The sequence below is a fragment of the Brevundimonas sp. UBA5713 genome (assembly GCF_002419815.1).
Lineage (GTDB): Bacteria > Pseudomonadota > Alphaproteobacteria > Caulobacterales > Caulobacteraceae > Brevundimonas.
Window position 1 is genome coordinate 159973 of record NZ_DIGV01000027.1, and the last position, 23561, is coordinate 183533.

Annotated in this window: 24 protein-coding genes; 15 read left to right on the forward strand and 9 right to left on the reverse strand. The window is 61.2% G+C overall.

The window, feature by feature from the left end; all coding sequences use genetic code 11:
- The first annotated feature begins 110 nt into the window (after positions 1–110).
- On the forward strand, positions 111–731 hold the full coding sequence (locus tag B3B04_RS06985; protein ID WP_292041353.1) for a Crp/Fnr family transcriptional regulator: 621 nt from the start codon (positions 111–113) through the stop codon (positions 729–731).
- A 41-nt stretch (positions 732–772) separates the two neighbouring features.
- Here B3B04_RS06985 and B3B04_RS06990 read toward each other — a convergent pair whose 3' ends face one another.
- The gene (locus B3B04_RS06990; RefSeq protein WP_292041355.1) at positions 773–1261 is read right to left on the reverse strand and encodes a ferritin-like domain-containing protein; all 489 of its coding nucleotides are present in this window, start codon (positions 1259–1261) and stop codon (positions 773–775) included.
- 166 nt (positions 1262–1427) lie between these two features.
- Here B3B04_RS06990 and B3B04_RS06995 point away from each other — a divergent pair, with 166 nt between their 5' ends.
- A complete protein-coding gene (locus B3B04_RS06995) occupies positions 1428–2012 on the forward strand; it encodes a DUF4142 domain-containing protein (RefSeq protein WP_292041356.1) in 585 nt (194 codons plus the stop codon).
- 55 nt (positions 2013–2067) lie between these two features.
- Here the strand turns inward: B3B04_RS06995 and B3B04_RS07000 are convergent, their stop codons facing one another.
- Positions 2068–2241, reverse strand: coding sequence for a hypothetical protein (locus B3B04_RS07000; protein WP_292041358.1), 174 nt, complete (start codon positions 2239–2241; stop codon positions 2068–2070).
- A 390-nt stretch (positions 2242–2631) separates the two neighbouring features.
- Here B3B04_RS07000 and B3B04_RS07005 point away from each other — a divergent pair, with 390 nt between their 5' ends.
- On the forward strand, positions 2632–3192 hold the full coding sequence (locus B3B04_RS07005; RefSeq protein WP_292041360.1) for an SRPBCC family protein: 561 nt from the start codon (positions 2632–2634) through the stop codon (positions 3190–3192).
- 12 nt (positions 3193–3204) lie between these two features.
- Positions 3205–4383 (forward strand): zinc-dependent alcohol dehydrogenase, encoded by a 1179-nt coding sequence (locus B3B04_RS07010; RefSeq protein WP_292041362.1) that lies wholly within the window; start codon positions 3205–3207, stop codon positions 4381–4383.
- Between the two features lie 9 nt (positions 4384–4392).
- On the opposite strand, the gene B3B04_RS07015 is transcribed toward B3B04_RS07010, so the two are convergent.
- Positions 4393–5319, reverse strand: coding sequence for an NAD(P)/FAD-dependent oxidoreductase (locus B3B04_RS07015; protein WP_292041364.1), 927 nt, complete (start codon positions 5317–5319; stop codon positions 4393–4395).
- Between the two features lie 141 nt (positions 5320–5460).
- On the opposite strand from B3B04_RS07015, the gene B3B04_RS07020 reads away from it, so the two are divergent.
- Genes B3B04_RS07020 through B3B04_RS07030 form a run of 3 tightly spaced genes read left to right on the forward strand, consistent with a single transcriptional unit; the run spans position 5461 to position 8223 of the window.
- The gene (locus B3B04_RS07020; protein WP_292041365.1) at positions 5461–5979 is read left to right on the forward strand and encodes a ferritin-like domain-containing protein; all 519 of its coding nucleotides are present in this window, start codon (positions 5461–5463) and stop codon (positions 5977–5979) included.
- Positions 5980–6000: 21 nt separating this feature from the next.
- A complete protein-coding gene (locus B3B04_RS07025; protein ID WP_292041368.1) occupies positions 6001–6897 on the forward strand; it encodes a manganese catalase family protein in 897 nt (298 codons plus the stop codon).
- The gene (locus B3B04_RS07030) at positions 6898–8223 is read left to right on the forward strand and encodes an NAD(P)/FAD-dependent oxidoreductase (RefSeq protein ID WP_292041370.1); all 1326 of its coding nucleotides are present in this window, start codon (positions 6898–6900) and stop codon (positions 8221–8223) included.
- An 11-nt stretch (positions 8224–8234) separates the two neighbouring features.
- Here the strand turns inward: B3B04_RS07030 and B3B04_RS07035 are convergent, their stop codons facing one another.
- From B3B04_RS07035 to B3B04_RS07055, 5 genes are all read right to left on the reverse strand, one after another.
- Positions 8235–8843, reverse strand: coding sequence for a cysteine hydrolase family protein (locus B3B04_RS07035; RefSeq protein WP_292041372.1), 609 nt, complete (start codon positions 8841–8843; stop codon positions 8235–8237).
- A gap of 108 nt (positions 8844–8951) precedes the next feature.
- Positions 8952–10100 carry a hybrid sensor histidine kinase/response regulator gene (locus B3B04_RS07040; protein ID WP_292041374.1) on the reverse strand — a complete coding sequence of 383 codons (1149 nt, stop codon included), beginning with the start codon at positions 10098–10100 and terminating at the stop codon, positions 8952–8954.
- The gene (locus B3B04_RS07045) at positions 10097–10666 is read right to left on the reverse strand and encodes a chemotaxis protein CheB (RefSeq protein WP_292041375.1); all 570 of its coding nucleotides are present in this window, start codon (positions 10664–10666) and stop codon (positions 10097–10099) included. Before B3B04_RS07045 ends, B3B04_RS07040 begins: the two co-directional genes overlap by 4 nt.
- Entirely contained in the window at positions 10663–11511 is an 849-nt protein-coding gene (locus tag B3B04_RS07050; RefSeq protein WP_292041376.1) for a CheR family methyltransferase, read from the reverse strand. The genes B3B04_RS07045 and B3B04_RS07050 overlap by 4 nt, the downstream gene beginning before the upstream one ends.
- Positions 11496–14951 carry a response regulator gene (locus tag B3B04_RS07055; protein WP_292041377.1) on the reverse strand — a complete coding sequence of 1152 codons (3456 nt, stop codon included), beginning with the start codon at positions 14949–14951 and terminating at the stop codon, positions 11496–11498. The genes B3B04_RS07050 and B3B04_RS07055 overlap by 16 nt, the downstream gene beginning before the upstream one ends.
- Before the next feature lie 314 nt (positions 14952–15265).
- On the opposite strand from B3B04_RS07055, the gene B3B04_RS07060 reads away from it, so the two are divergent.
- The 4 genes from B3B04_RS07060 (at position 15266) to B3B04_RS07075 (ending at position 18542) form a co-directional block, all read left to right on the forward strand.
- Complete coding sequence (locus B3B04_RS07060) at positions 15266–15682, forward strand: DUF2231 domain-containing protein (protein WP_242915626.1); 417 nt, start codon at positions 15266–15268, stop codon at positions 15680–15682.
- On the forward strand, positions 15679–16989 hold the full coding sequence (locus B3B04_RS07065) for a PQQ-dependent sugar dehydrogenase (RefSeq protein WP_292041380.1): 1311 nt from the start codon (positions 15679–15681) through the stop codon (positions 16987–16989). Before B3B04_RS07060 ends, B3B04_RS07065 begins: the two co-directional genes overlap by 4 nt.
- A gap of 123 nt (positions 16990–17112) precedes the next feature.
- Positions 17113–17835, forward strand: coding sequence for a cytochrome c oxidase assembly protein (locus tag B3B04_RS07070; protein ID WP_292041382.1), 723 nt, complete (start codon positions 17113–17115; stop codon positions 17833–17835).
- Positions 17832–18542: a cytochrome b gene (locus B3B04_RS07075; RefSeq protein ID WP_292041384.1), complete on the forward strand. Its 711-nt coding sequence runs from the start codon at positions 17832–17834 to the stop codon at positions 18540–18542. The genes B3B04_RS07070 and B3B04_RS07075 overlap by 4 nt, the downstream gene beginning before the upstream one ends.
- Here the strand turns inward: B3B04_RS07075 and B3B04_RS07080 are convergent.
- A complete protein-coding gene (locus B3B04_RS07080) occupies positions 18539–19291 on the reverse strand; it encodes a c-type cytochrome (protein WP_292041386.1) in 753 nt (250 codons plus the stop codon). The genes B3B04_RS07075 and B3B04_RS07080 overlap by 4 nt on opposite strands.
- 120 nt (positions 19292–19411) lie before the next feature.
- On the opposite strand from B3B04_RS07080, the gene B3B04_RS07085 reads away from it, so the two are divergent.
- Genes B3B04_RS07085 through B3B04_RS07100 form a run of 4 tightly spaced genes read left to right on the forward strand, consistent with a single transcriptional unit; the run spans position 19412 to position 23560 of the window.
- Positions 19412–19786, forward strand: a complete 375-nt coding sequence (locus tag B3B04_RS07085; protein ID WP_292041387.1) for a c-type cytochrome — start codon at positions 19412–19414, stop codon at positions 19784–19786.
- Positions 19786–20721, forward strand: a complete 936-nt coding sequence (gene coxB / locus B3B04_RS07090) for a cytochrome c oxidase subunit II (protein ID WP_292041389.1) — start codon at positions 19786–19788, stop codon at positions 20719–20721. The genes B3B04_RS07085 and coxB overlap by 1 nt, the downstream gene beginning before the upstream one ends.
- On the forward strand, positions 20718–23264 hold the full coding sequence (locus B3B04_RS07095) for a cbb3-type cytochrome c oxidase subunit I (protein WP_292041391.1): 2547 nt from the start codon (positions 20718–20720) through the stop codon (positions 23262–23264). Before coxB ends, B3B04_RS07095 begins: the two co-directional genes overlap by 4 nt.
- Entirely contained in the window at positions 23264–23560 is a 297-nt protein-coding gene (locus tag B3B04_RS07100) for a hypothetical protein (protein WP_292041392.1), read from the forward strand. The genes B3B04_RS07095 and B3B04_RS07100 overlap by 1 nt, the downstream gene beginning before the upstream one ends.
- The last annotated feature ends 1 nt before the right edge of the window (position 23561 follow it).

Below are 23561 nucleotides of genomic sequence, written 5' to 3' on the forward strand. Positions count from 1 at the left end.
AAAATGAGATGAAAAGAAATGCGCTCGAGCATAGTAAAAGTGCCGAAGTGCAAGTGATGCACCCGGTTCTGATGGCATTCCCTGAAGACATTAAGCGGGTCATCAGTTCTTTGGCCAAAAAGACCTTTCTGGATCAAAGAGATGCTCCGCCGAAAGGTCATCTGTACTTTCTGACATCGGGTGTGCTGGGCATTTTTGCGCGTGGTCATCCGGTGTGTTCGGGTTTGATCGTGCCGGGCAGTGTGCACGGGTGGGAAACGCTGTTGGACGAAGGCGAATGGCGCGAAACGCGGGCTCTGCTCCCGTGCGAGGGCTTCAGTGTTCCGCTGGAGCCTTTGCGCAAGGCGCTGAGTGATCCGTGGATGTTTCGTTTTCTGGCTGTCCACGCGGTGGCCCGCACCCGCGATGCAGCGACGGAGGCGTCGTGCAATGCCATCCATACGGCCTCTCAAAGGACGGCCAAATGGATCATGCGTCTGCACCGTGCGGTTACCGATCCCAAGGGCATCTTGATTACCCAAGCGCGTCTGGCGGAGATTCTGGGTTTTCAACGTACCAGCATCAACGCTTCGTGCGGCTATCTGAAAGATCGCGGCGCTATCGAAATCCGCCGAGGTCGGGTTGTGGTGACGGATGTCGAGAAACTCAGAGCCATCTGCTGTTCGTGTGACACCCATCGCGAACCCGTGCGACGGCCCCTTCACAGGCAGCCCGAGCCAATGCGGGCATAGAAAAACCCGGTGAAGCTTTTGGCTTCACCGGGTTTTTTTAATCAGGCGGCTTCGGCGTTGATCTGGGCATCGGCCAAGCCGGTCAGATCGTCGTCGGTTTGACTTTCTTCCTGCAGGGTCTCGTCCAGAAGCTTGGCAGCATCGTCCATGCCCAGCACCTGAGCCCACCGTTTCAGCGTGCCGTAGCGCGTGATCTCGTAGTGCTCGACCGCCTGCGCCGAAGAGATCAGACCGGCATCAAGTGCGGACGTGCCTTTGAAGGTTTCCATGATCTCTTCGCCTTCGGCAATGATGCCTTCAATGGCGTCGCAGGTCTTGCCGCGGGCGGCCTTGCCTACGATTTCGAAGACCTGTTGCAGGCGCTCGATCTGGCCCTCGGTTTGGGCCTCGTGCTTTTCAAACGCGGCCTTTAGTTCCGGAGACTGTGCCGCGCGAGCCATTTTCGGCAGCGACTTCAGTATTTTCCGTTCGGCATAATAGATATCGCGCAGGGTATCATAGAACAGATCGTTCAAATCTTTGTCGGCCATTTCTTGGTATCTCCCAGATTTGAGTTGAACGGCTCCTTTGCAATGGGTTCAGCCTTGGCCTGTTCCTGATATGGGGTTTACGCAACCGGTTGTGTCGGGTGAACGGCTTATCGAAACGTAGCATTGGCGGTCGGGTTTTCCTTTCATCACGGAAAGGGAACCAACCATGCGTAAGGCAATAGCATTCACGTCTCTGTTGGCCGGAGCCTCGCTTCTGGTCGCATGCTCCAACAATAACGAGCCGACCGCGATGGACCGTGCTGAAGATACGGTCTCTGCCGGAGTTGGTCAGGTGTCGGCCAATGTTATGGGTGCCAATAACACCGAAAGCTATGTGAACAGCGCCTCGATGGGCGATCTATACGAAATCCGCTCGGCCGATCTGGCGCTGCAGCATGGCCAGTCCGATGAAGTCAAAGAACTGGCCCGGATGATCAAGGCGGACCACACTGAAGCCACCGAGAAGCTGCGCACCGCGGTGGGTCAGGCGGGGGAAACCTCGTGGATCGCCGGCGAACTGGATCAACGCCGCAAAGGCCTGCTGGACAATCTGACCAACGCGGCCAATGGCGATTTTGACAAGATCTATCTGCAACAACAGGTGGCGGCACACGAAGAAGCCATCGCGCTTCATTCGGGCTTTGCCGACAACGCAGAGGCGGCGCAGCTGAGCGCCCACGCGCAGGCTGTCCTGCCCAAAATCCGCGCGCACCTTGAAAAGGCTCAAGAGCTGCTGGCGGCCAAATCCTGATTTCAGGACAGGCGATAAAGCTAGGGCGCTGAAGTTATCTTCAGCGCCCTTTTTGTTACGGTGCTTTTTTAAAGGTGTCGCCAATCTCGGTGGCGTCAGGGCCATCGGGACCTGCGCGCTGCTGCGACTTTTCGTGCGCCTTTTGCGCGCCTTTGTCGGGCGCGTCAGGCGTGGACTTGGTTACGGGGACAGCCCCGTTCTTGGTGCGGCCTTCAGTTTGCTTGTCCATCGATTGTCCTTTCGTTTCCGCTTCCATGCGGAGGGCTGGCAGGGTCTCGTTCGGTGCGCAGGAAAGCCGTGGCCGCCACGCCCACATAGATGAGGATGGCCAGACCCACGAGGATCGCCAGAAACCGCATGAGCGATCCCTTGCGTTTGAGGACCTCGGGTTTCTCGTGCGGGGGCGGGTGGGGCATGGCGGGCTCGCTGTGCGATTGGATACGCCCGACTAACCCGTACCCCACGGCCCCGTTCCGGTTTGATCCGTTCCGGACACATGGGCGACGCTGAGAAACGCATCGTCCGCGCCGCGCACTTTTCCTTCACAACAAAGAAGGGAGATACCCATGCGACGTCCCGATTTGACGATGGCCTGGCCAGTTTGCGCGAGGGCGGCAGGATGACCCAACCCCACATCCATGCCCCTGAGGGCACCGACGCCAACATGGCTTCGACGGGTCTGCTAGACCGCAAGGAGCCTAGGGGCGACCACGAGGCGTCCTCTGTGCAGGCGGTGATGGTCAATCGACCCCGCTCCGATCTTTATGCTTTCTGGCGGGCGTTTCAGAACCTTCCGGCCTTTATGCCGAATGTGCGCGAGGTATCTGCCGACGGTCGGCGCTGGGTGATCGCAGGCCCGGGCGGCACCGATATCGAGCTGGAGACCGAAGTCACCGAGGACCGCCCGGGCGAGTATATCGCATGGCGTTCAACAGAGCAGTCCGACATTGACCATGAAGGCTGGGTCGAGTTCCGCGACAATGCGTTCGGGCGCGGGACCGAGGTGCGCGTGATGGTCAGCTATGACCCGCCCGCGGGCGCTGTTGGCAAGCTGGTGGCCAAGGTCATGCAGCGCGAACCCCGCATTCAAGCGCGTCGTGAACTGCGCCGTTTCAAACAACTGATGGAGACGGGAGAGGTCGCAACCTCCCAGGCTCCCCACGCCGCACCGCGTAGTTGAGGAGGATCGATCATGCGCGCACTTACCTGGCACGGGAAACATGACGTTCGCGTCGATACGGTCCCCGATCCTCAGATCGTCAATCCGCGCGATGCGATCATCAAGATCACGGCCACGGCCATCTGTGGCTCGGACCTGCACCTCTATGACAGCATGATCCCCGGCATGCACGCTGGCGACATTCTGGGCCACGAATTCATGGGCGAGGTGGTCGAGGTCGGGCGGGGAAACACCAGCCTACAGGTCGGGCAAAAGGTGGTGGTGCCTTTTGTGATCGCCTGCGGCAGTTGTTTCTTCTGTGGCAAGCAGCAGTACTCGGCCTGCGATAACTCCAATCCGGCGGACAAGTCGGACGCTTCGGAGGTGGCCTATGGTTATCCGACGGCGGGCCTGTTCGGATACAGCCACCTGACGGGCGGCTATGCGGGTGGGCAGGCCGAATACGCCCGCGTGCCCTATTCCGATATTGGACCCATCGTAGTGCCCGACGGTATCGAGGACGAACGGGTTCTGTTCCTGTCCGATATCCTGCCGACCGGCTGGATGGCCGCCGAAAATGCAGAGATCGAGCCGGGGGATACGGTTGTGGTCTGGGGCTGTGGTCCGGTGGGCCTGTTCTGCATCAAGAGCGCCTTTCTGATGGGGGCGGGGCGCGTGATCGCCATCGACCATCAGCCGAACCGGCTGGCGCTGGCACGCCGCAACGGTGCCGAGACGCTCAACTATCACGAGGTCAAGGTGCTGGACGCACTCAAGGAAATGACGGCGGGTATTGGTCCTGATGCCTGTATCGATGCCGTGGGCATGGAGGCGCATGGTTTCGCGCCGGACAATATTATCGACGCCGTCAAGCAGGAGACCAAGCTGGGCACCGATCGCCAGCACGTTCTGCGCGAGGTGATCATGGCGTGCCGCAAGGGCGGGCGTATCTCCATGCCGGGCGTCTATGGCGGCATTGGCGACAAACTGCCGATCGGAGCCTTCATGCAAAAGGGCCTGACCCTGAAAACGGGCCAGACCCATGTGCAGAAATACCTGCCCGAGCTACTCAAACTGGTGCTTGAGGGCCGGATCGACACGACGGATCTGATCAGTCACCGCCTACCGCTGGAACAAGCGCCCGACGCCTATAAAAACTTCCACGACAATCCGAACGAGTGGACGAAGGTGGTGCTGCAACCCCACGGTTAAGGCACCGGATCAGGTCAGCGTCTCGCCGTCCTGCTCGCGAAGCCAGTTATGGGCTTTCGTGGCGGCGAGGGCTCCGTGGCCCATGGCGACGCTGATCTGGTCCAGGCCTTCCACCACATCGCCTGCGGCCCACAGGCCTGCTATCGGGCTGGCTGTCACACATTGGCTGGGCAGGCAGCCGCTTTCGGTTACAGCAAGACCCAAAGCGGTCCCCAGTTCTGCGCGCGGAGAGCAGCCCAGCGCCGGATAGACCACGTCGAAACCCAGCGTTTGCGATCCCTCCAAAACGACATCGATCCGGTCGTTTTGGGGTGAGAGCTCGACCAGGGCACCCGTCATAACCTTGATGCCGGCCTGATCCAGTTGAGCCTTCTGCGACGCGGTCAGTTCGGGATGGGAGAGGGGCATCAAGGTAATGCGGTCCGAATAGCGGCGCAGAAACAGGGCCTCGGCCGCACCGTTACTGTCGCAGCCCAGAACGCCGATGTGGGCATCTGTATGCTCATAGGCGTCACAGATCGGGCAATAGCGCAGGACGTCGTCTTTGATCGCCTGTTCATGAACGTCTTCAGGCAGATCGACCTGGTTCAAGAAAATGCCGGTGGCCAGAATAACCGTGCGGGCGACGAGGTCGGCGGCGTCGGCCACCGACAAGGCGAAGCCTTCCTCCCGGCGACGGATGTCGGTGATGTGGGTTTCACGTATTTCGGCACCGAAATGGGTGGCGTGATCGGTCATCCGCCGGACGAGGTCCACGCCGTTGATACCTTCGGGAAACCCCGGCGCATTGTGGGTGAGGGGGATACGCAGGGCGCGGCTTTTCCCGTCGTGAACGACCAGCACGCGGCGGTGATATCGCGCCAGATAAAGTGCGGCGGTCAGACCGGCAGGGCCTGCGCCAACGACCACTACGTCCCACGGCTTGTTGTCTGTCATGTCACGTCCCCTTTGATGTCAGAACATTGAAAGGGCGTCGATGTTCCCCGTCGATTTCGGAGGGTCTGTTCAGGGGCCGACACTGCCGGTCCCGTTTCCTTTGGCGGCGTTCCCTGACGGGGCTCTAGGAGGAACGAGACTATGACCAATAACGACGACATCTGGCGCGAGGTCTTTGTCAGTGGACTGAAAAATGCCCATGCGGTCGAGCATCAGGCACTGGCGTTGATGGACCGCCAGATTGATCGGGCCAAGAACTTCACCGAAGTTGCCGACATGCTGAAAGCCCACCGCGTGGAGACCGAACAGCAGATCGAACGGCTCGAAGGGCTTCTGGACGGATTTGGTGAAAGCCCGTCAGGGCTGAAGGATGCGGCGCTGAGCCTGAGCGGAAACATGGCGGCTCTGGGCCACATGTTCGCCGATGATGAGATTCTGAAAAACGCCTTCGCCAATTTTGCTTTCGAAAACTTCGAGGTGGCCTCCTATCGGGGGCTCATTCTGCTGGCCCGCCATGGCGGATATTCGGCGGCATATGACCCGCTCAATACCTCGCTTGATGAGGAAATGAGGATGGCGGCGTGGGTGGATCAGAGCCTGCCGCTAATCACCGAGAAATTCCTGACCCTCAAGCGCAGCGACGCCGAGCACAGCCGTTAAACGGGAGGACTGACCATGTTCATGCACAACAAGAAACTGATGTACACGGTGCGGGTGGCCGAACCGAACCCTGCTCTGGCTACCCTCATGCTGGAGCAGTTCGGGGGTCCGCAAGGCGAGCTGGCCGCAGCCATGCGCTACTTTACCCAAGGTCTGGCCGACGAGGACGTCAATCGGCGCGACCTTCTGATGGACATTGCCACCGAGGAGCTTAGCCACCTCGAAATCATTGGCTCGATCGTCAGCATGCTCAATCGCGGGGCCAAGGGACGCCTGGCCGAAGCGGTCGAGGAGGAAGCCGACCTGTACGCCACCATGACGCAGGGTGGAGAGAGCCACACCACGACCCTGCTCTATGGAGGCGGTGCGCCACTGGTCAATTCGGCGGGCGTTCCGTGGACGGCTGCCTATGTGGATTCTATCGGCGATCCGACCTGCGACCTGCGCTCCAACATCGCCGCCGAGGCAAGGGCCAAGATTGTCTATGAGCGTTTGATCAACGTCACCGACGATCCGGGGATCAAGGATGCGCTCAGATTCCTGATGACCCGCGAAGTGGCCCACCAGAAGGCGTTTGAAAAAGCCCTTTATGCCATCCCCGACAACTTCCCGTCAGGCAAGCTGCCCGCCGATCCGGCATTTGCCGACACCTATTTCGACATGTCGCAGGGCGAGCCCGAAGGGCAGGGGCCGTGGAACACAGGGCCGCAGTGGGAGGTCGTCTCCGACCGCGAGGGCCAGATGGCGGTCGATGGCGGAGACGGTGGCTGCGAGGTCAAGTTGGGCGGGGTCGAAGCCAAGACCGTTCAGGCCTTTGCCGACCGCACCCAATCGGACCCGAATGCAGAGCCGCTTACCGGTGCCGATCTTGGCGCAGGGCCGGGTGCCGGCAAGACCACTCCGGTCGAGAAAAGCTGAATGATCAGAACCCTGACGGGGCGCGTCTTTCCCAAGGCGCGCCCCGCCTCTTTGTGTGCCGACCGGCAACCGATGAGGTATGATTTTGTGATCGTCGGCGGGGGCGCGGGTGGTCTGGAGCTGGCCGCGCGGCTGGGGCGAAAGCTCGGACGTGATCAGGGGCCCCGTCGGGTGCTGTTGATTGATCGCAACATCAGCCATCTGTGGAAGCCGTCGTTGCACGAGGTTGCTGCCGGTACACTGGATGCCTCCCAAGAAGCAATTTCCTATCCGCTGTTGGCGCGAAGAAACCATTTCAGCTTCGTTCTGGGCCGCTTTGTGGGGCTGGATCCGGAAAGCCGTTGTATTCGGCTGTCGTCATCCTTGGACGGCGAGGATCGCTCCGAGCGCGATATCGGCTACGGTCGCCTGATCTTGGCGACGGGCAGTGGCTCGAACTTTTTCAAGACACCCGGAGCGCAGGGGCACGCCCACGTTCTGGAGGACGCCGAGGATGCACGGGAGTTCCACGCGCGATTGATCCAGCTTTTTCTGGCGGCGGCCTATGAGGGGCGACCTCAGCTGGCGATCGCCATTGTGGGGGCGGGGGCGACGGGAACGGAGTTGGCGGCAGAGATTCTGGTGGGCTATCAGGCCTTGGCCCAAGGGCTGCCTCCTGCCCAACATTTCAAACTGGGCATCACCCTGATCGAGGCATCGGGACGGATACTCGGCGGTCTGTCGAACGAGGTATCCGCCAATGTGCAGGCCGAACTGCAACGTCGCGGTATCGAGGTGAGGACCGGAACACGTGTCGAGGCGGTGACGCCCGAGGGCCTGCAAACCACGTCCGGCTGGATCGACGCCGACGCTGTCGTGTGGGCGGCTGGCGTTCTGGCCTCACCGGAAAATCAGGAGCTGGGACTGGAGACCGGTCCGTTGAACCAGCTCCTGGTCGATGACCGGCTTCGCACGTCCGAACCCCACATCTATGCCATGGGCGATTGCGCCAGCCGATCCAGTGCGCCTTTGCCACCGACGGCGCAGGCCGCGTCGCAGCAGGCGCGATATCTGGCACGCTTCCTGTTGAACCCGAGGCACGACCGACCCTTCCGTTTCGAAAATCGCGGGGCTCTGGTTTCACTCGGCCATTTCGGTGCGGTCGGCTCGCTGATGGGCGGCGTACTCGGGCGCGGGTTTCTGATCGAGGGACTGGTGGCGCGGGCGGCCTATGGCGCGATCCGGTTCGATCATTATCGAACAGTCGTGGGTCTACGCCGGACCTTGCTGATGGGTATGGCGCGCCGGCTATCCAAGCGTGCGGCGGGGCGACTTAAACTCCACTGAGGCTAGGTCGCTCATGCCGGAGCCCAAGCCTGTATGATTTCTTCGATCTCGGCGGTCTCGACCTGATGGCCATATCGGGTCTGATAGAGTCTGAGCAGATAGTCATGGGTTTCGTCCGACGAGCTGCAAACCGCGTCAGTTGCCACGATGACCCGATAGCCCAGATCAACCGCCCCCAGCACGGCGGCCAGTACGCAAACGTCGGTTTCGGCACCGCTGACGATCAAGGTGTCCACGCTGCCCCTTTGTAGCGCAGCGTCCAGATCGGTGCCCACCCACGGCGAATAGACGCGCTTGTCCAGTACCTTTGCCGGTGGGGTGAACGCTTGAAGCGGCAAAGCCAGATCAACCATATCTCCCCCCAGTTCGGTAAGGGTCATGTCGGACCAGCGCTCCCAATAGGACTGCCACGTGCCTCGGCCCTGTCCTGGCGCGTCTGCGGGCACAAAGCGGGTAAAGCAGATGCGCTCGGGGCGAGCCGCACACAGGGTGATGACCTGGGGCAGGACCCTCTCGGCCCACGGGGCTTGCCACGGTGTGTCTTCGACGAACATGCGTTGCATATCGATGCAAAGATGTACGGCATTGGCCGGAATGTTTGATCTTAAGCCAGCAGGCATGGATTTCAGGCATCCCCGGGATGTGGAACGGCGTCCCACATCATCGAGTGTGGCCTTCAATAGTTCCGAATGTGTGTCGTCCCTTACTCTGGCGGCCCGGATGCCGGTCTAGGCTTGCGGGTTTTGCACGGGTAGGCGGACGGTAAAGCAACTGCCCTTGCCCGTGCCCTCGCTATGCACCTCGATGCTGCCGTGGTGCATTTCCACCAGCTTTTTGACCAGCGCAAGACCGATACCAAGGCCGTCTCCTGCACGGGCGTCGGGGCCTTTGGACTGGGCGAACAGGTCAAAGATATAGTTCCGCGCGTGTGGCGCGATGCCGATGCCATTGTCCTGAACCGCGATCGTGACGTGGTCTTCGCAAGCCGTGGCTTCCAAATGCACCTTTCCCTTCGTCGGGGTGTATTTGGCCGCATTGGTCAGAAGGTTGCTGACAATCTGGGACATACGGGTGAAGTCGCCATACATCCACACCGTCTGATCCGGCGTGCTGACGGTCAGGGTATGTTCGCCTGCCTGCATTTTGGGTGTCGCTATATCGACGGCGGACTGGACAATGTCTTGTAAACTGACCGCTTGCGGCTTCAGGGATATCTTGCCCTTGTCGATACGTGCCACGTCCAGCAGGTCTTCGATCAGGCGCGAGAGATGGTGGGTCTGGACCTTCATACGCTCGTGCAGCGCCTGCTGCCTTGCGGGGTCGTCTGTCTTTTCCAGCAGCTTGAAGCCCGCGTTCAAGGCCATGATCGGATTGCGCAGCTCGTGCCCCAGAATGGCGATGAACTCGTTCTTGCGCTGGTCGGCCTGACGAAGGGTATTGGCATAGGCCTCCAACGCATCACGCTGGGTCAGTATCTGCAGCTTGCGGCGATACAGTTCGATGAACACGCGCGCCTTGCTGCGAAGAATATCAGCCTCGATCGGCTTTTGGATGAAATCCACCGCGCCCGCTTCATAGCCCCGGAACCGTCGCGGACTATCTGCACTGCCTGCTGTCAGAAAGATCAGAGGAATGTCGCGTGCATTGACATTGCCGCGCATGAACTCGGCCAGCTGGAAACCGTCCATGGTCGGCATCTGCACGTCCAGCAGCGCCAGAGCCACATCATGCACCAGCAGAAGTTCCAGTGCCTCTTCACCAGAACGCGCTTTGAGACAGACCACGCCTTCGTTGGCCAGCAGGGCCTCAAGAGCAATGAGGTTTTCTTCCAGATCGTCGACCAGAAGGATGTTGACTGGCGTATCCACGATGCTCATGGGGCTTCAATCGCTCTCATCTGTTCAACAATTCCGCGCAGTTTCTCCACGCGCGCTGTGGGACAAAATCGCAGTCCAGCCTCGGGCATGGCGCGGGCTTGGGCTTCTTCGGGATCCTGTACGATGACCCGACCCCCGGTGGCGCAGATGTTCCTGAGGCCACGCGCGCCGTCGTCGTTGGCTCCGGTCAGCAGGACAGCCAGCAAGCCTTCGCCATAGGCATCGGCAGCGCTCTCGAACAGCACGTCGATGGACGGTCTGGAGAAGTTGACGGGCTCGTCCGAAGACAGGGCGAGGGAGCCGTCGGTCTCGACCAGTAGATGATAGTCTGCCGGCGCAAAATACACGGTGCCGGGGGCCAGACTTTCCTTGTCTTCCGCTTCCTTCACGCCGATCACGCACTTGCTGCGTAACAGTGGCACAAGCGCATTGGCGCGGTCAGCCGGAATATGAAGTACCGTCATGACCGGCACGGGATAGTCGGCGGGCAGATACGGCAAGATTTCCAGCAGGGCCTGAACGCCGCCGGCAGACGCCCCCATCACAACGGCCTCGACCCCCTTCATCCGTCCTGTCTCCGATAGATTTTTTCGGACGGGACGAAATCGGCAAAGGCACCGGCATGGCGCGAAAAGCGAAGGGTTTCCTTGGAGCCAATGCCCAGAAAGCCGTGACGGCTCAGCGAGTCTTTAAAAAGACCAACCGCACGATCCTGAAGATCACGATCGAAATAGATCATGACGTTGCGGCACGAAATCAGCTGCATCTCGCCAAAGACGGCATCAGACACCAGACTGTGGTCGGAAAAGACCACATTGGCTCTCAAACTGCTGTCGAAAACCGCGCGGCCATAGTCGGCACGGTAGTAGTCGGACAAGGATGAGCGCCCGCCTGACTTCTGGTGGTTCTCAGTGAATTTGCGGATGCGGTCGTTGGCATAAACGCCCGCCTTGGCGGCGGCCAAGGCGTCCGGATTGATGTCTGTCGCGTAAATCAGGGTCCGGTCCAGAAGGCCTTCTTCCTTGAAAAGGATAGCCATGGAATAGACTTCCTCGCCAGTGCTGCACCCCGCGATCCAGATCTTGAGAGACGGATAGGTTTTTAGGTGTGGCAGAACCTGTTCGCGCAGGGCGCGGAAGTAGGAGGGGTCGCGAAACATCTCGCTGACCTGCACCGTCAGGAAGCCGAGCATCTGATCCAGAATGGCCGGATCATGCAGCACCCGATCCTGCAGGGCGGTGATGGAGGGCACACCGAAATGGATGCGAGCCTGCATCAGCCGCCGCTTGATCGAAGCGCGGGCATAGTGGCGGAAGTCATAGTGATAGCGCAGGAATATCGCCTCCAGCAGAAGCTGGATTTCGATATCCTCGACCGAGGGCTGCTGCGAAGGGGTCAACGCGGCATCCATACGCGAACCAGAGACAAGAGTTTGTCCACATCCAGAGGCTTGGCCATATAGTCATTGGCACCGGCCGCCATGCAGCGTTCCTGATCGTCAGGCATAGCCTTGGCCGTTAGCATCAGAACCGGCAAATCCTTCCAGCGGCTGTCCTTGCGGATTTCCTGCGTGGCGGTCAGCCCGTCCATAACAGGCATCATCACGTCCATCAGGACCAGATCGATCTGCTTGGCCGGATCGGCTGCCGATCGCTCCAGGGCGTCCAGGGCTTCCTTGCCGTTGCGGGCGATTTCGATCTGCGCGCCGCGTGGTTCCAGCACATTGGTCAGGGAGTAGACGTTCCGCACATCGTCTTCGACGATCAGAATGCGGCGGTTCTCCAATACGGCATCGCGGTTGCGCGCCTTGCGGATCATCTTCTGATGTTCCGGCGGCAGATCGGAGACGACCTGGTGCAGGAACAGGGTCACTTCGTCGAGCAGCCGCTCGGGCGATTTGGCCCCCTTGATGATGATCGAGCTGGAATAGCGGCGCAGTTGCTGCTCGTGATCGGGCGACAGGTCCTGACCGGTGTAGACGATCACCGGCGGGAAGGCGTAGGCCCCTTCGCGGCTCAGGGTCTCCAGCAGGGAGAAGCCCGAAGCGTCCGGCAGGGTCAGGTCCAGAACCATACAGTCAAAGGTCTGGGACTTGAGCTGCTCCAGACATTCTGCGGCCGTGCCGACACCCACAGTCTCCACGTCGCCGGACGCCAGAAGATGGCTGACGGCATCGCGCTGGACCAGATCGTCTTCGACAATCAGGACGCGTCGCACCGAGCGCGTCAGCTTTTCTTCCAGCGTCGTGAGCACCTGCACCAGATCTTCGTGCTGCACCGGTTTGACCAGATAGCCGATGGCGCCCAGCGACAGGGCCGTCTGGCTGTGGTCTTCGCCGGAAATCACGTGGATCGGAATGTGGCGGGTGTCGTCATCGCGCTTCAACACATCCAGCACCGTCAGTCCGGACTGGTCGGGCAGGCCGACATCCAGCACCACGGCATTGGGCTGATAGCGCTTGGCCATGCGTACGGCTTCTTCCGCCGAGCCGGCCACCAGCACCTGGAAGCCGAGTTCGCGCGAGATATCGCGTACAATGGAGGCGAAACGTGCGTCGTCTTCGACCACCAGAAGGATGCGTCGTTTGGTCGTCAGATGATCGCGGTCATCGTCGACGGCACGAGGGGCGGAGGTGGCCAGCGCTTGCGGCGCGTCCTGTGTCTTTGTGCTGGAGGGCGGGATCGACGCGGCGGCGGGCAAGCTGTTGCCCATCGGCTTGGGTGCAAGCTCGCGCGCGGTCACCTTTTCGGCCTGATAGATGCGCGGGATGATCAGCGTGAAGGTACTGCCCTTGCCTGGAGCGCTTTCCATCGTCAGGCGGCCACCCAGAAGACGGGCCAGCTCGCGCGAGATCGACAGGCCCAGCCCCGTGCCGCCGTATTTACGGCTGATGGTGCCGTCGGCCTGACGGAAGGCCTCGAAGACGGCGGCCTGATGTTCGGGCGAAATGCCGATACCCGTGTCCGAAACGGCAAAGGCAATTTCGTCCACGCCGACCGGTTCGACGGACAGTTTGACCTCGCCTGCCTCGGTGAATTTGAAGGCGTTGGAGAGCAGGTTTTTGATGATCTGTTCCAGACGCTGGCGATCGGTTTCCAGATCGACGTCTGTGACCGAGGCGATATCGATGGCGAAGCTCAGCTTGCGTTCGTCGGCCACGGGCTGGAACAGTTGTCTCAGATCGCCCGCCATACGCTGGATGGCCACCGCTTCGGGGCGCGCCTGGATATGGCCCGCCTCGATCTTGGACAGGTCGAGGATGTCGTTGATGAGGTCCAGAAGGTCATTGCCCGAGGATTGGATGGTGCGGGCATAGTTCACCTGTTGATCGCTCAGATTGCCGTCATTGTTGTCGGCCAGCAGTTTCGACAGGATCAGCAGCGAGTTCAGCGGCGTGCGCAGCTCGTGCGACATATTGGCCAGGAAGTCGGACTTGTACTGGCTGGCCTGTTCCAGCTCGCGTGCCTTCAGGGCCAGATCGGCACCGCTGCGCTCCAGATCGTCGCGCTGGGTTTCCAGCATCTGGGCCTGTTCTTCCAGTTGGCTGTTGGTCTGCTCCAGTTCGGCCTGCTGTTGTTCCAGACGGATTTGGGATTCCTTGAGGGCGCGACCTTGCTCTTCCAACTCTTCGTTGGAGACGCGCAGTTCCTCGCTCTGCACCTGCAGTTCTTCGGCCTGACGCTGGGTCTCCTCGAGCATGTCCTGCAAGCGGGCGCGGTAACGGGCCGACCGCAGGGCCGCGCCGATGGCGGAAGCGGATTCCTCCAGCAGGGCCCGCGCGGGTTCTGCGACGGCGTGCAGGAAGCCCAGCTCGAGTACCACATTGACCTCGCCGTCGGCCTTGCCCGGTGCGATAATCAGATGTCGAGGATTGTCGCGGCCCAGTGCCGAGCCGATGGTCAGATAGCCGTCGGGTACCTCGTCAAGAACAATGGCGTGCCCCTCGCTGGCGACCTGACCCAACAGGCCTTCCTTGGGCGAGAAGCGGGCAGGGATGGCGGCATCGGAGGGGACCCCCGTGACAGCCAGACGGCGGAACTGGCCTTCCTCGCCCTTGAACAGGGCACCCGCATGGGCCCCCGTATAACGGGCCAGAAACGCCAGAATATTGTCCGCGAGATTTTCCAGAGACTGGTCGCCCAGCATGGCCTTGGCCAGACCCACCTGCCCTTGATGCAGCCATTCCTGACGGGCGCGCTGTCGTACGCTGCGGCGGATGAGCTGGAAGACAACAATAGTCAGAAACGCGCCAAACAGCCCCGAGAACACACCACTGATGACGGCGGTGCGGGCGGCGGCTTCCATCTGTTTTATGCGCGCCTCGCGCACCCGCTGCTCTTCCAGCTGCATTTGGCCGATAATGGTGCGCACGGCATCCATTTCAGCCTTGCCGCGATCGGAGTTCAGGTGGGCGATCGCGCCTTCAATGCCGCGTTCGCGACGCGCATCCAGCGCATTGTTCAGCTCGCTCATGCGCGTGGCGACATGGGCACGCATTTGGTCCAGATGAGCATTCTGGATGGCATTATTCTGGGTGAGCGCATCCAATTCCGCCATCTGCGCTTCCAGTCCCTCGACGGCGCGCTGATAGGGTTGGAGATAAGAGGGGTTTTCCGTGAGAAGATAGCCGCGCTGACCCGTTTCCGCATTCAGCAAGGACGCCATCAGGCCATCGATACCGACGATGACCTTGTGGGTGTGCATTATCTGCTGGTTGTTGGTCCTGAGGACCTGAATATTCATATAGGCGACGACGCTGGTGGCGCAAAAAAAGGCTAAGACCAGTACCAGTCCTAAAGCAGCCCATGCCTCGGTGCGGGACGAGGCGGTCGAACGGTTCTTAGAGAACATAGGCTGCGGCTCCCCCCAGAGCGCCATCAGCGGGTTTTACCCGCTCCGTAACAAGGTTTTCTCACTGAGCTTATGCGTACCTAGGCTGGGCCATCTACACAAGCCGGACTGCAACGCTTCGTAACGGCCACGGTTCCCTGATTTTCTTACATTTATTGCGTCGGATGATGGGCGGCCAAAGTGCCCCAGCTGTCACTGAGGAACCCATAGGGCCGGAGCCGATTAATTCGCTACGGAGAGTCCGGGTTTGTGAGCTGGCCAACACGCGCCGCTCGAGGCTGGCGGACCGAGAGGGTTAGAAAAGGGGCTGCCTTATGTACACTCATCCCGCCAGTTTCGGACGAGGCCTCTATGGCCTGGTCCTTGCGTTTCCGGTGGCCTTGTTCACCCAGGCCATGCTGACAGACATCGCCTACCTGAAAACCGAGGAACTGCAGTGGAGCAATTTCTCGGCATGGGCGATTGTGGGAGGGCTGGTTTTCGGCGGTATCGCCTTTCTCTGGAGCCTGTTCGGGGTTTTGAGATTCCGCTCGCTCACGCACAGTCTTCACAGCGTCTTGCTGTTGGCCATGTGCCTGTTCGGCTTGGTCAACGCTTTCAAACACAGTCAGGACGGGTGGAGCTCGGTCGGTTCGCTGGGCATGACCCTGTCGGTGCTGAGCTGCGTCTGCGCACTCGTTGCAGGGCTACTTCACTATACCGGCACGCTGCATAAGGGAGCGGTACGATGATCCGTCGTTGTTTGACCATGGTGTCGGTCCTCGCTCTGGCAGCCTGCGGCAGCAGCGTCGAGGGCATTAACGAAACCGGGCCGCGTCCCGACCTGCCTGAAATCCGCGAGACCCTGCTGCCGCCCATGCGGATTGCCAAGCCGGTAGGCTGGGGCGACAGCGTGCCTCAGGCACCACAGGGGTTCACGGTGACAGCGCTGGCGACGGGCCTGAACATCCCGCGCCAGATGCTTGTGTTGCCCAACGGAGATGTACTCGTCGCCGAGGGTCGAGGCGGCGGGGCTCCGCGCTTGCGGCCCAAGGATGTCATCGCGGGGTTCATCAAGAAGCAGGGCAACACCAAGGTCGAGAGCGGTAACCGGCTGACATTGCTCAGAGATTCTAATGGTGATGGTGTCGCGGACGTGCGGACTGTGTTTCTGGACTCTCTGAACGCTCCCTATGGTTTGGCGTTCGTGGATGGCTACATCTATATCGCCGAGCAGGACGCTCTGGTGCGGGTGCCCTATGTCGAGGGTCAGACCCAAGCCTCGGCAGAGCCGGAAGAGGTCACCAAGCTCCCCTCGGCTCTCAATCACCACTGGACCAAGGCACTGACAGCCAGTGCGGATGGCTCGACGCTGTATGTGGGCATCGGCTCCAACTCGAATGTGGGCGAACGCGGCATGGCCGTGGAGGAAGAGCGCGCCGTGGTCTGGGCCATCGATCGTGAAACGGGCGCACGCCGTACCCTCGCGCGGGGCATCCGCAACCCCACCGCTCTGGCCATCGAGCCGAACACTTCCGCTCTGTGGAGCGTGGTGAACGAACGGGACGAGATCGGTCCGCAGCTGGTGCCCGATTACCTGACACAGGTGCGCGACGGGGCATTTTACGGCTGGCCCTACAGTTACTGGGGCCAGAATGTCGATCCGCGCGTGCGCCCGCAAAAACCTGAACTGGTCGCATCCGCTCTCAAGCCCGACTATGCCCTCGGGGCGCATGTGGCGGCATTGGGGTTATCGTTTGCACGCGACGGCGGGTTTGGCGGCACGTTCATCGAAGGGGCCTTTGTCGGCCAACACGGCAGTTGGAATCGTCAGGATCTGGCTGGCTACAAGGTCACATGGGTTCCGTTTGCCAATGGGCGGCCTGCCGGAAATCAGGTCGATTTTCTGACCGGCTTCCTGACCGAAGACGGTCGGGCACGCGGGCGTCCGGTGGGTGTATTGTTCGATCCGCAGCGGCGTATCCTTCTGGTGGCGGACGATCTGTCCAATACCGTTTGGCAGGTCACACCGCCGCGCGCTGCGGCCGCTGGCCAATGATCCGGGGCAGGGCGGTCAATAAGTCGCCCTTCCTCAGGCGCGGCGATGTCGGGCGCTCGCCCGTGTTCCAAGGTGCACCTGCCGCCGCGATGAACCCGTGGCGCGCCGCAGCGTGGGTTGGCCATGATGGTTCGTAGCTGGAGCCCCTATTGCGGACCCGCACCGCTGCCGGGCGAAGTGCTGGGTCGCTGGAATACGGACCCGATTTTGCTGGGCGTGCTGCTGGCCTTGTTCTGTGTAGGGATGTGGCGGGTTAAACAAACTGACCGCGGCGTGTTTGGCGGTGCGATGCTTGTGTTGGCCATTGGCTTCATATCGCCGCTTTGCGCTCTCAGCTCGGCGCTGTTCACGGCCCGTACGCTGCACCATCTTTTGCTGGTTCTGGCGGCCGCGCCCTTGCTGGCGCTTTGCCTGCCGCTGCTGAAAAAGCCGCATCTGATGGCCGCCACCGCGGTTCAAGCGCTGCTCTTCTGGTCGTGGCACGCGCCGTCTCTGTACGCGCAGGCGCTGTCCCATGACGGGGTCTATTGGCTGATGCAGATCAGCATACTGGCGTCATCGGTGTGGTTCTGGGCGGCTGTTCGCAGTGTGTCTGCCCATGCCGCCATTGTCGGGCTTTTGGCGGCCATGCTATTGATGGGCCTGCTTGGCGCGCTGATCGTCTTTGCGGGCCAGCCGCTCTATGCGCCGCATTTCGCCTCCGGTGCCGCGTGGGGATTGGGTCCCCTTGAGGATCAACAGGCGGCTGGCCTGATCATGTGGGCACCGGCCGCGGCCGCCTATCTGCTGGTCGCGCTGTTGAAGATGCGCGCGCTGCTGCAGCCCGCCCGCAGGACGCAGGCATGATAGACCGCCTGATTGCACAGGCACTGGAGTGGGCCGCAGGTCATCAGGACGAAGGCCGCTATTCGCCTGTCGCCATCTGGTTTCACTGGACCATGGTGGCATTGATTGTGTTTCAGCTGGCGTGGGGCTGGTGGATGGGGCGGCTGCCCGTCGGCGGCGACAAGGTGGCGGCCTATGAGGTTCATTTCGCAGTCGGTCTGCTGATGCTGCTGCTCGTCATCGGGCGTCTGACATGGCGGCTCATGGCACCTGATCTCATTAACGATGCGGACAAACCGGGCTGGTCCAGTGTTGCGGCGCATATCACCCATTACATCTTCTATATCTGTATGTTCGGACTGCCGCTGACGGGATGGGCCATGGTGTCAGCTACTGCGCGAGATGCCCCTTTGAATGTGGGGGGCGTCGTTCCCTGGCCCATGTTGCCGATGCAGAACCTGTCGAACAGCCAGCTCTGGACCATCGAGGCCATGGCCGAATGGATGCACTGGGGGCTGATTGTCAGTCTGCTGGTGATGATCCCCATACATGCAGGGGCGGCCATCAAACATCATTTGATCGACCGCGATGACGTTTTGCACGCCATGATCCCTGTCGTGCCCCTGCCTTCGCCCAAACGCAGCCGATGGCAGCGACGCCTCAAAGCGTGGGAACGCAAGCTGGAGGCGGGCATCGGCGACAAGTTTCGCAGACTGTTCAGACCCTAGCCGCCGTCGGAGCGTTCCGGTCGCCTGATTTCACGCGTGCCGGCCGGTTTGGCGACGGCCGTCTGGTCCGGCTGGATGTCTTTTTCGGGAGGTCTCAAAGGCACGGCGGCCAGCCAGTCGGCGATGGCTTGCGTCTGGTCCGGCGTCAAAGCGTGGGCGGCGGTGGCCATCACACCGCGCGGATCATTGCGCCGCTCTCCGGACTGGAACCGCGCGATCTGCTCGATGGTATAGGCGGCGGGCTGGCGGGCCACAGCGGGTTGCCCACCTGCGCCTTGCCCATCGGAGCCGTGACAACTGGCGCAGGAGGGGATACCCCGCGCCGCATCGCCCCGGGTCCAGATCAAGGGCCTGACAGTCTCCGAGGCCTGATCGGTTTGAGGCGCGGGCATAGCGGCATAGTAGGCCGCGACACGGTTCCGGTCCTGTTGGCTCAAACTGCGCGCTATGGGCGTCATGACAGGGTCGGCGCGCAGGCCGCTGGCATAGTCCTCCATCTGCTTTTGCAGATAGCCCAGATCCTGCCCGGCCAGCCGCGGCACCGATATGCCGTCGCCGCCGCCGTCCAGCCCGTGGCAGGTAAAGCAGGCGTTTGCGGCTCCTCCGGCTCCGCCGCCCATGGCGATGACTTCGCCTGTTGCGGACAGCCGCTGGTCTGTTGTTCCGTACGAAGTATCGCAACCGGCCAAGCCCAGTAGGACAGGCCACAGAAGTGATCGCAGCAGGGAGGCAGGGGCAAGGTTTGGCACATTGTTTCAATCCGGTGCGTCCAATGGAGTTCCTTTAGGACCGCCTCGGAACCATCACGGGGCGCAAGGGATTGCCTATGGGTCGCCGGAAAAAAGGACCAATGCCGCCATGATCCGCCCATGCGATTTCTAAGCGCCGTTACACTGACGGTGCCGGTCGTACTGGCATCCTGCGCGGAGCCTGAATATCCGCGACGCACGGTGGCGGGAGCCGATGCGGCGCGCGGGTTGGAACTGGTGCGCGAAACGGGATGCGCGGCCTGTCACGATATCCCGCAGGTCCGCTGGCCAAAGGGGCGCAGCGGCCCGCCGCTGGCCGGAATAGGCACACGGCCCCTGATTGCGGGGCGCATACCCAACCAGCCCGATGCCATGGTGGCCTTCATTCAGGATGCGCCGTCTCTGGTTCCCGGTACCGCTATGCCCACCATGCCCTTGAACGACCGTCAGGCGCGTGACGTCGCGGCCTTTCTCTATACCTTGGATGACGACTGATGGATTTCCGCAGCGGATGGCCGCCTCCTGTTCTGGACCCTGCAGGGCCGTTTGCCGGTCCGCTGACGACGGTCGCCTGGGTGCTGTTTGTGATGGGGCTGGCGGTCTTTCTGATCGTGGTGGCGGTGCTTGGTGTGGCCCTGTTCGGACCGGCGCGCTTCAGGCGATCCCTGCAAACCGAACGCTTGGTCTGGATCGGCGGTATTGCCTTTCCCGTTGTCGTGCTCAGCGCGTTGCTGGTCTACGGACTGGCGACCACGGCCCGCTTGTCCGACGCCGCAGGCGAGGGCGAAATGCGGGTTCGGGTCACCGGCGAGATGTGGTGGTGGCGCGTAGCCTATCTGGATACCGAAGGGCGCGAAGCCATTCAGGATGCCAATGAAGTCCATATCCCCACGGGCCAGCCGGTCGTCATCGAACTGGAAAGTGCGGATGTGATCCATAGTCTGTGGATTCCACGTCTGGGCGGCAAAACAGACATGATCCCCGGACGGCGAAACTTCATGCGTATTCAGGCCGATACGCCGGGGGTCTATGCGGGCCAATGCGCGGAATACTGCGGCGGCCCCCACGCGCTTATGGGGCTGGTCGTCATTGCCCATACACCAGAAGACTATGACGTTTGGCGCGCCAGACAGGCGCAGCCTGCTCCGCTGTCCAGCCTTCCGGGTGCTCAGACTTTCACCGCCGCAGGGTGCGGTGCCTGTCACACCATACGGGGCACCTCGGCCAATGGTCTGGCAGGGCCGGACCTGACACACGTCGGCTCCAGACGGACACTGGGCGCGGGCATACTCCCCAATAATCAGGGCACGATGGCGGGCTGGATTTCGGATAGTCAGGCGATCAAGCCCGCTAACCGGATGCCGTCCTATCCGGTGATGACGGGTCAGGAGTTGCAGGACATTTCCGCCTATCTGGAAAGCCTCAAATGACCTCCGAGACCGGTTTCGATACCCGAAAATACGACCGCTTTCCGTCGCAAGGCCCGCGTCCCGAAGGCGAGCTCGAGGAGCTGGAGGCCGCATGGTGTCCACCACGCCGTGCGGGCGAATGGATCACGGCCATCAACAACAACATCATCGGCATCTACTATGTCGGGGCGGCGATGTTGTTCTTCATATTGGCGGGCACGCTAGCCCTGCTGATGCGCACCCAGCTGGCTCTGCCGATGGCCGGCATCCTGCCACAGGAGACCTACAACCAGATTTTCACCATGCACGGCACGGTGATGATGTTCCTGTTTGCGGTGCCCGCTGTCGAAGCTCTGGCCGTGCTGCTGCTGCCGCAGATTCTGGGGGCCCGCGATCTGCCGTTCCCCAGACTGGGGGCCTATGCCTTTTGGGCCTATCTGATCGGCGGCCTAGCGTTCTTCTGTTCACTGTTTTTCGGTCTGGCACCGGACGGCGGCTGGTTCATGTATCCGCCGCTGACGGGGAAAACCTATTCGCCGGGAATTAACGCCGATTTCTGGTTGCTAGGGATCGGATTTATCGAAATCTCGGCGATTGCCGGTGCCATCGAGATCATTGTCGGTGTGTTGAAAACCCGTGCCCCGGGAATGACGCTGGACAAGCTGCCCATCTTTGCATGGGCCATGCTGATCTTTGCGTGCATGATCATCATCGCCTTTCCATCCATTATTCTGGCCACGCTGTTGCTGGAGTTGGAACGGGCATTGAACTGGCCGTTTTTCGACCCGCTGAAAGGCGGGGACCCGATGTTGTGGCAGCACCTGTTCTGGTTCTTTGGCCACCCCGAGGTCTACATCATCTTCCTGCCGGCTGCGGGGGCCATGTCGACCATTATTCCCGCCATGGCGCGTACCCGACTGGTCGGACATTCGCTGGTGGTCATGGCCATGCTGGCGACAGGTTTCATAAGTTTTGGCGTGTGGGCGCACCACATGTTCACGACCGGTATGCCGCAGATCAGCATCAACTATTTCAGCGCGGCATCGATGGCGGTCAGCCTGCCAGCCGGAGTGCAGGTCTTTGCTTGGATCGCCACCATCGCCGCCGGAAAGATGAGGTTTTCCACGCCGGGATTATTCGCCGTCGGTGGATTGGTCATCTTCGTCATGGGGGGGCTGTCTGGCGTGATGGTCGCCATGGTGCCCTTCGACCTTCAGGCTCACGATAGCTACTTCATCGTCGCCCACCTGCACTATGTGTTGATCGGAGGCATGGTGTTTCCTCTGTTCGCCGCGATCTATTACTGGTTTCCGATGTCCAGTTCGCGAACGCTCAGCGAGCGTTGGGGGCGCTGGATTTTCTGGCTGATGTTCGCGGGGCACAACATCGCCTTTCTGCCGATGCACCTATCGGGACTGATGGGTATGCCGCGGCGGGTCTACACCTATCTGCCCGATGCCGATCTGGCCCTGCCGAACATCATATCGACCATCGGAGCCTTCCTGTTCGGGCTGGCCGTATTGTTGTGGGTGATCGATATGTTCCGCAACTTCCGCCCGTTCGGCCGGCGCGAGGTCGGGAACATCCACGACGGGCCAGGGCTGGAATGGCTTCCCAGCGACTATTATTCGGTGCGCTCCATTCCGGTCGTGAACAGCCTCTATCCGCTGTGGGACCAGCCGGAACTGGCGGAGCAGGTCAAACAGGGGCGTTGGCTGTTGCCGGGGGCCAAAAATGGCGAGCGGCAAACACTGGTCACCAGCCCCCTGAACGCCGAGCCGCAATATGTTCTGCGGATTCCGCGTCCGTCCCCATGGCACGTTTTTGGCGCAGTATTCACAGCCGGATTCTTCCTGATCCTGACCGTGCAGGCCTATGCGGCAGCGGTGGTCAGCGGCGTGCTGGCGGCGTTCTGCATCATGCGCTGGTGCTGGTCGCTGGACATGCCCCACAAGCGGCGCTCGACCGATATCGGCGAAGGTATACGACTGCCCAACTATGTATCGGGTTCGTCAGGACACGGTTGGTGGGCGATGGTCCTGCTGTTGATCGTATCGGGCATGGTGTGCCTGCTGGCGGCATTTTCCTATATTTTCCTGTGGAGCCGACGTCCTGATCTTTGGCAGGCCCCACCGGAGCTGTCGTCCCTGATATTGAACGTGGGCCTGCTGGCGGCAGCAGCGGCTGCGAGCCTGCTGGCACCCAAGGTGCTCAGGCAGTTCAGAAAGCGGGCCGAGACGATGACGACCGTGTTTGTACTGGTCGGTGCGACGCTGGCGGGCGTGGCGATCGTCAACGAGTTTCAGGCGTGGGCGGGACAAGGTCTGGATCCCGAGATATCCTCGCAGGGAGCCTCGGCGTTTGCTCTGCTGGCATGGTCGGCGGTGTTTTGCGCCATCAGTGCGCTGATGGCGCTCTATCTGCTGCTGCGTCGGGTGTTTGGCTACGTCTCGCCTGATCGGCCCACCACTGTGGATGTGATCTGCCTCTTTCTCACTTTCACCGCCGTACAGGCCGCCCTGTCCATCCTGTTGATCCGTCTGTTCCCGGGGGGCGGTCTATAATGTCGCGCTGGCTCAAACTGCTGGGCAGTCTGATGGTGTGGGCGCTGCATTTCGTGGGCCTGTACACCATCTCCAGCATCGCGGACCTGTACACCTCCGCCAGCGATCCCGTCTCGCGAGTAGTCGGGGTCATTTTCACACTGGGGTGTTTGGGACTGGTGGCGGCGATCGCAGCGTGGATTGTCCGTGGCGACGATGATGAGGATGACGGACGTTGGGAGCGGAAGCTGGCTTTGGCTGCCGCTGGCGTCTCGGCTCTATCCATCGTCTGGCAAGCCGTCCCTTTAGCGTTTTGAA

Excerpts from the sequence above, each read along its gene's own strand:
- B3B04_RS06990 (WP_292041355.1), bottom strand. The coding sequence starts at position 1,261 with ATGGCCGACAAAGATTTGAACGATCTGTTCTATGATACCCTGCGCGAT.
- B3B04_RS06995 (WP_292041356.1), top strand. The coding sequence starts at position 1,428 with ATGCGTAAGGCAATAGCATTCACGTCTCTGTTGGCCGGAGCCTCGCTT.
- B3B04_RS07000 (WP_292041358.1), bottom strand. The coding sequence starts at position 2,241 with ATGGACAAGCAAACTGAAGGCCGCACCAAGAACGGGGCTGTCCCCGTA.
- B3B04_RS07005 (WP_292041360.1), top strand. The coding sequence starts at position 2,632 with ATGACCCAACCCCACATCCATGCCCCTGAGGGCACCGACGCCAACATG.
- B3B04_RS07010 (WP_292041362.1), top strand. The coding sequence starts at position 3,205 with ATGCGCGCACTTACCTGGCACGGGAAACATGACGTTCGCGTCGATACG.
- B3B04_RS07015 (WP_292041364.1), bottom strand. The coding sequence starts at position 5,319 with ATGACAGACAACAAGCCGTGGGACGTAGTGGTCGTTGGCGCAGGCCCT.
- B3B04_RS07020 (WP_292041365.1), top strand. The coding sequence starts at position 5,461 with ATGACCAATAACGACGACATCTGGCGCGAGGTCTTTGTCAGTGGACTG.
- B3B04_RS07025 (WP_292041368.1), top strand. The coding sequence starts at position 6,001 with ATGCACAACAAGAAACTGATGTACACGGTGCGGGTGGCCGAACCGAAC.
- B3B04_RS07030 (WP_292041370.1), top strand. The coding sequence starts at position 6,898 with ATGATCAGAACCCTGACGGGGCGCGTCTTTCCCAAGGCGCGCCCCGCC.
- B3B04_RS07035 (WP_292041372.1), bottom strand. The coding sequence starts at position 8,843 with ATGCCTGCTGGCTTAAGATCAAACATTCCGGCCAATGCCGTACATCTT.
- B3B04_RS07040 (WP_292041374.1), bottom strand. The coding sequence starts at position 10,100 with ATGAGCATCGTGGATACGCCAGTCAACATCCTTCTGGTCGACGATCTG.
- B3B04_RS07045 (WP_292041375.1), bottom strand. The coding sequence starts at position 10,666 with ATGAAGGGGGTCGAGGCCGTTGTGATGGGGGCGTCTGCCGGCGGCGTT.
- B3B04_RS07050 (WP_292041376.1), bottom strand. The coding sequence starts at position 11,511 with ATGGATGCCGCGTTGACCCCTTCGCAGCAGCCCTCGGTCGAGGATATC.
- B3B04_RS07055 (WP_292041377.1), bottom strand. The coding sequence starts at position 14,951 with ATGTTCTCTAAGAACCGTTCGACCGCCTCGTCCCGCACCGAGGCATGG.
- B3B04_RS07060 (WP_242915626.1), top strand. The coding sequence starts at position 15,266 with ATGTACACTCATCCCGCCAGTTTCGGACGAGGCCTCTATGGCCTGGTC.
- B3B04_RS07065 (WP_292041380.1), top strand. The coding sequence starts at position 15,679 with ATGATCCGTCGTTGTTTGACCATGGTGTCGGTCCTCGCTCTGGCAGCC.
- B3B04_RS07070 (WP_292041382.1), top strand. The coding sequence starts at position 17,113 with ATGATGGTTCGTAGCTGGAGCCCCTATTGCGGACCCGCACCGCTGCCG.
- B3B04_RS07075 (WP_292041384.1), top strand. The coding sequence starts at position 17,832 with ATGATAGACCGCCTGATTGCACAGGCACTGGAGTGGGCCGCAGGTCAT.
- B3B04_RS07085 (WP_292041387.1), top strand. The coding sequence starts at position 19,412 with ATGCGATTTCTAAGCGCCGTTACACTGACGGTGCCGGTCGTACTGGCA.
- coxB (WP_292041389.1), top strand. The coding sequence starts at position 19,786 with ATGGATTTCCGCAGCGGATGGCCGCCTCCTGTTCTGGACCCTGCAGGG.
- B3B04_RS07095 (WP_292041391.1), top strand. The coding sequence starts at position 20,718 with ATGACCTCCGAGACCGGTTTCGATACCCGAAAATACGACCGCTTTCCG.
- B3B04_RS07100 (WP_292041392.1), top strand. The coding sequence starts at position 23,264 with ATGTCGCGCTGGCTCAAACTGCTGGGCAGTCTGATGGTGTGGGCGCTG.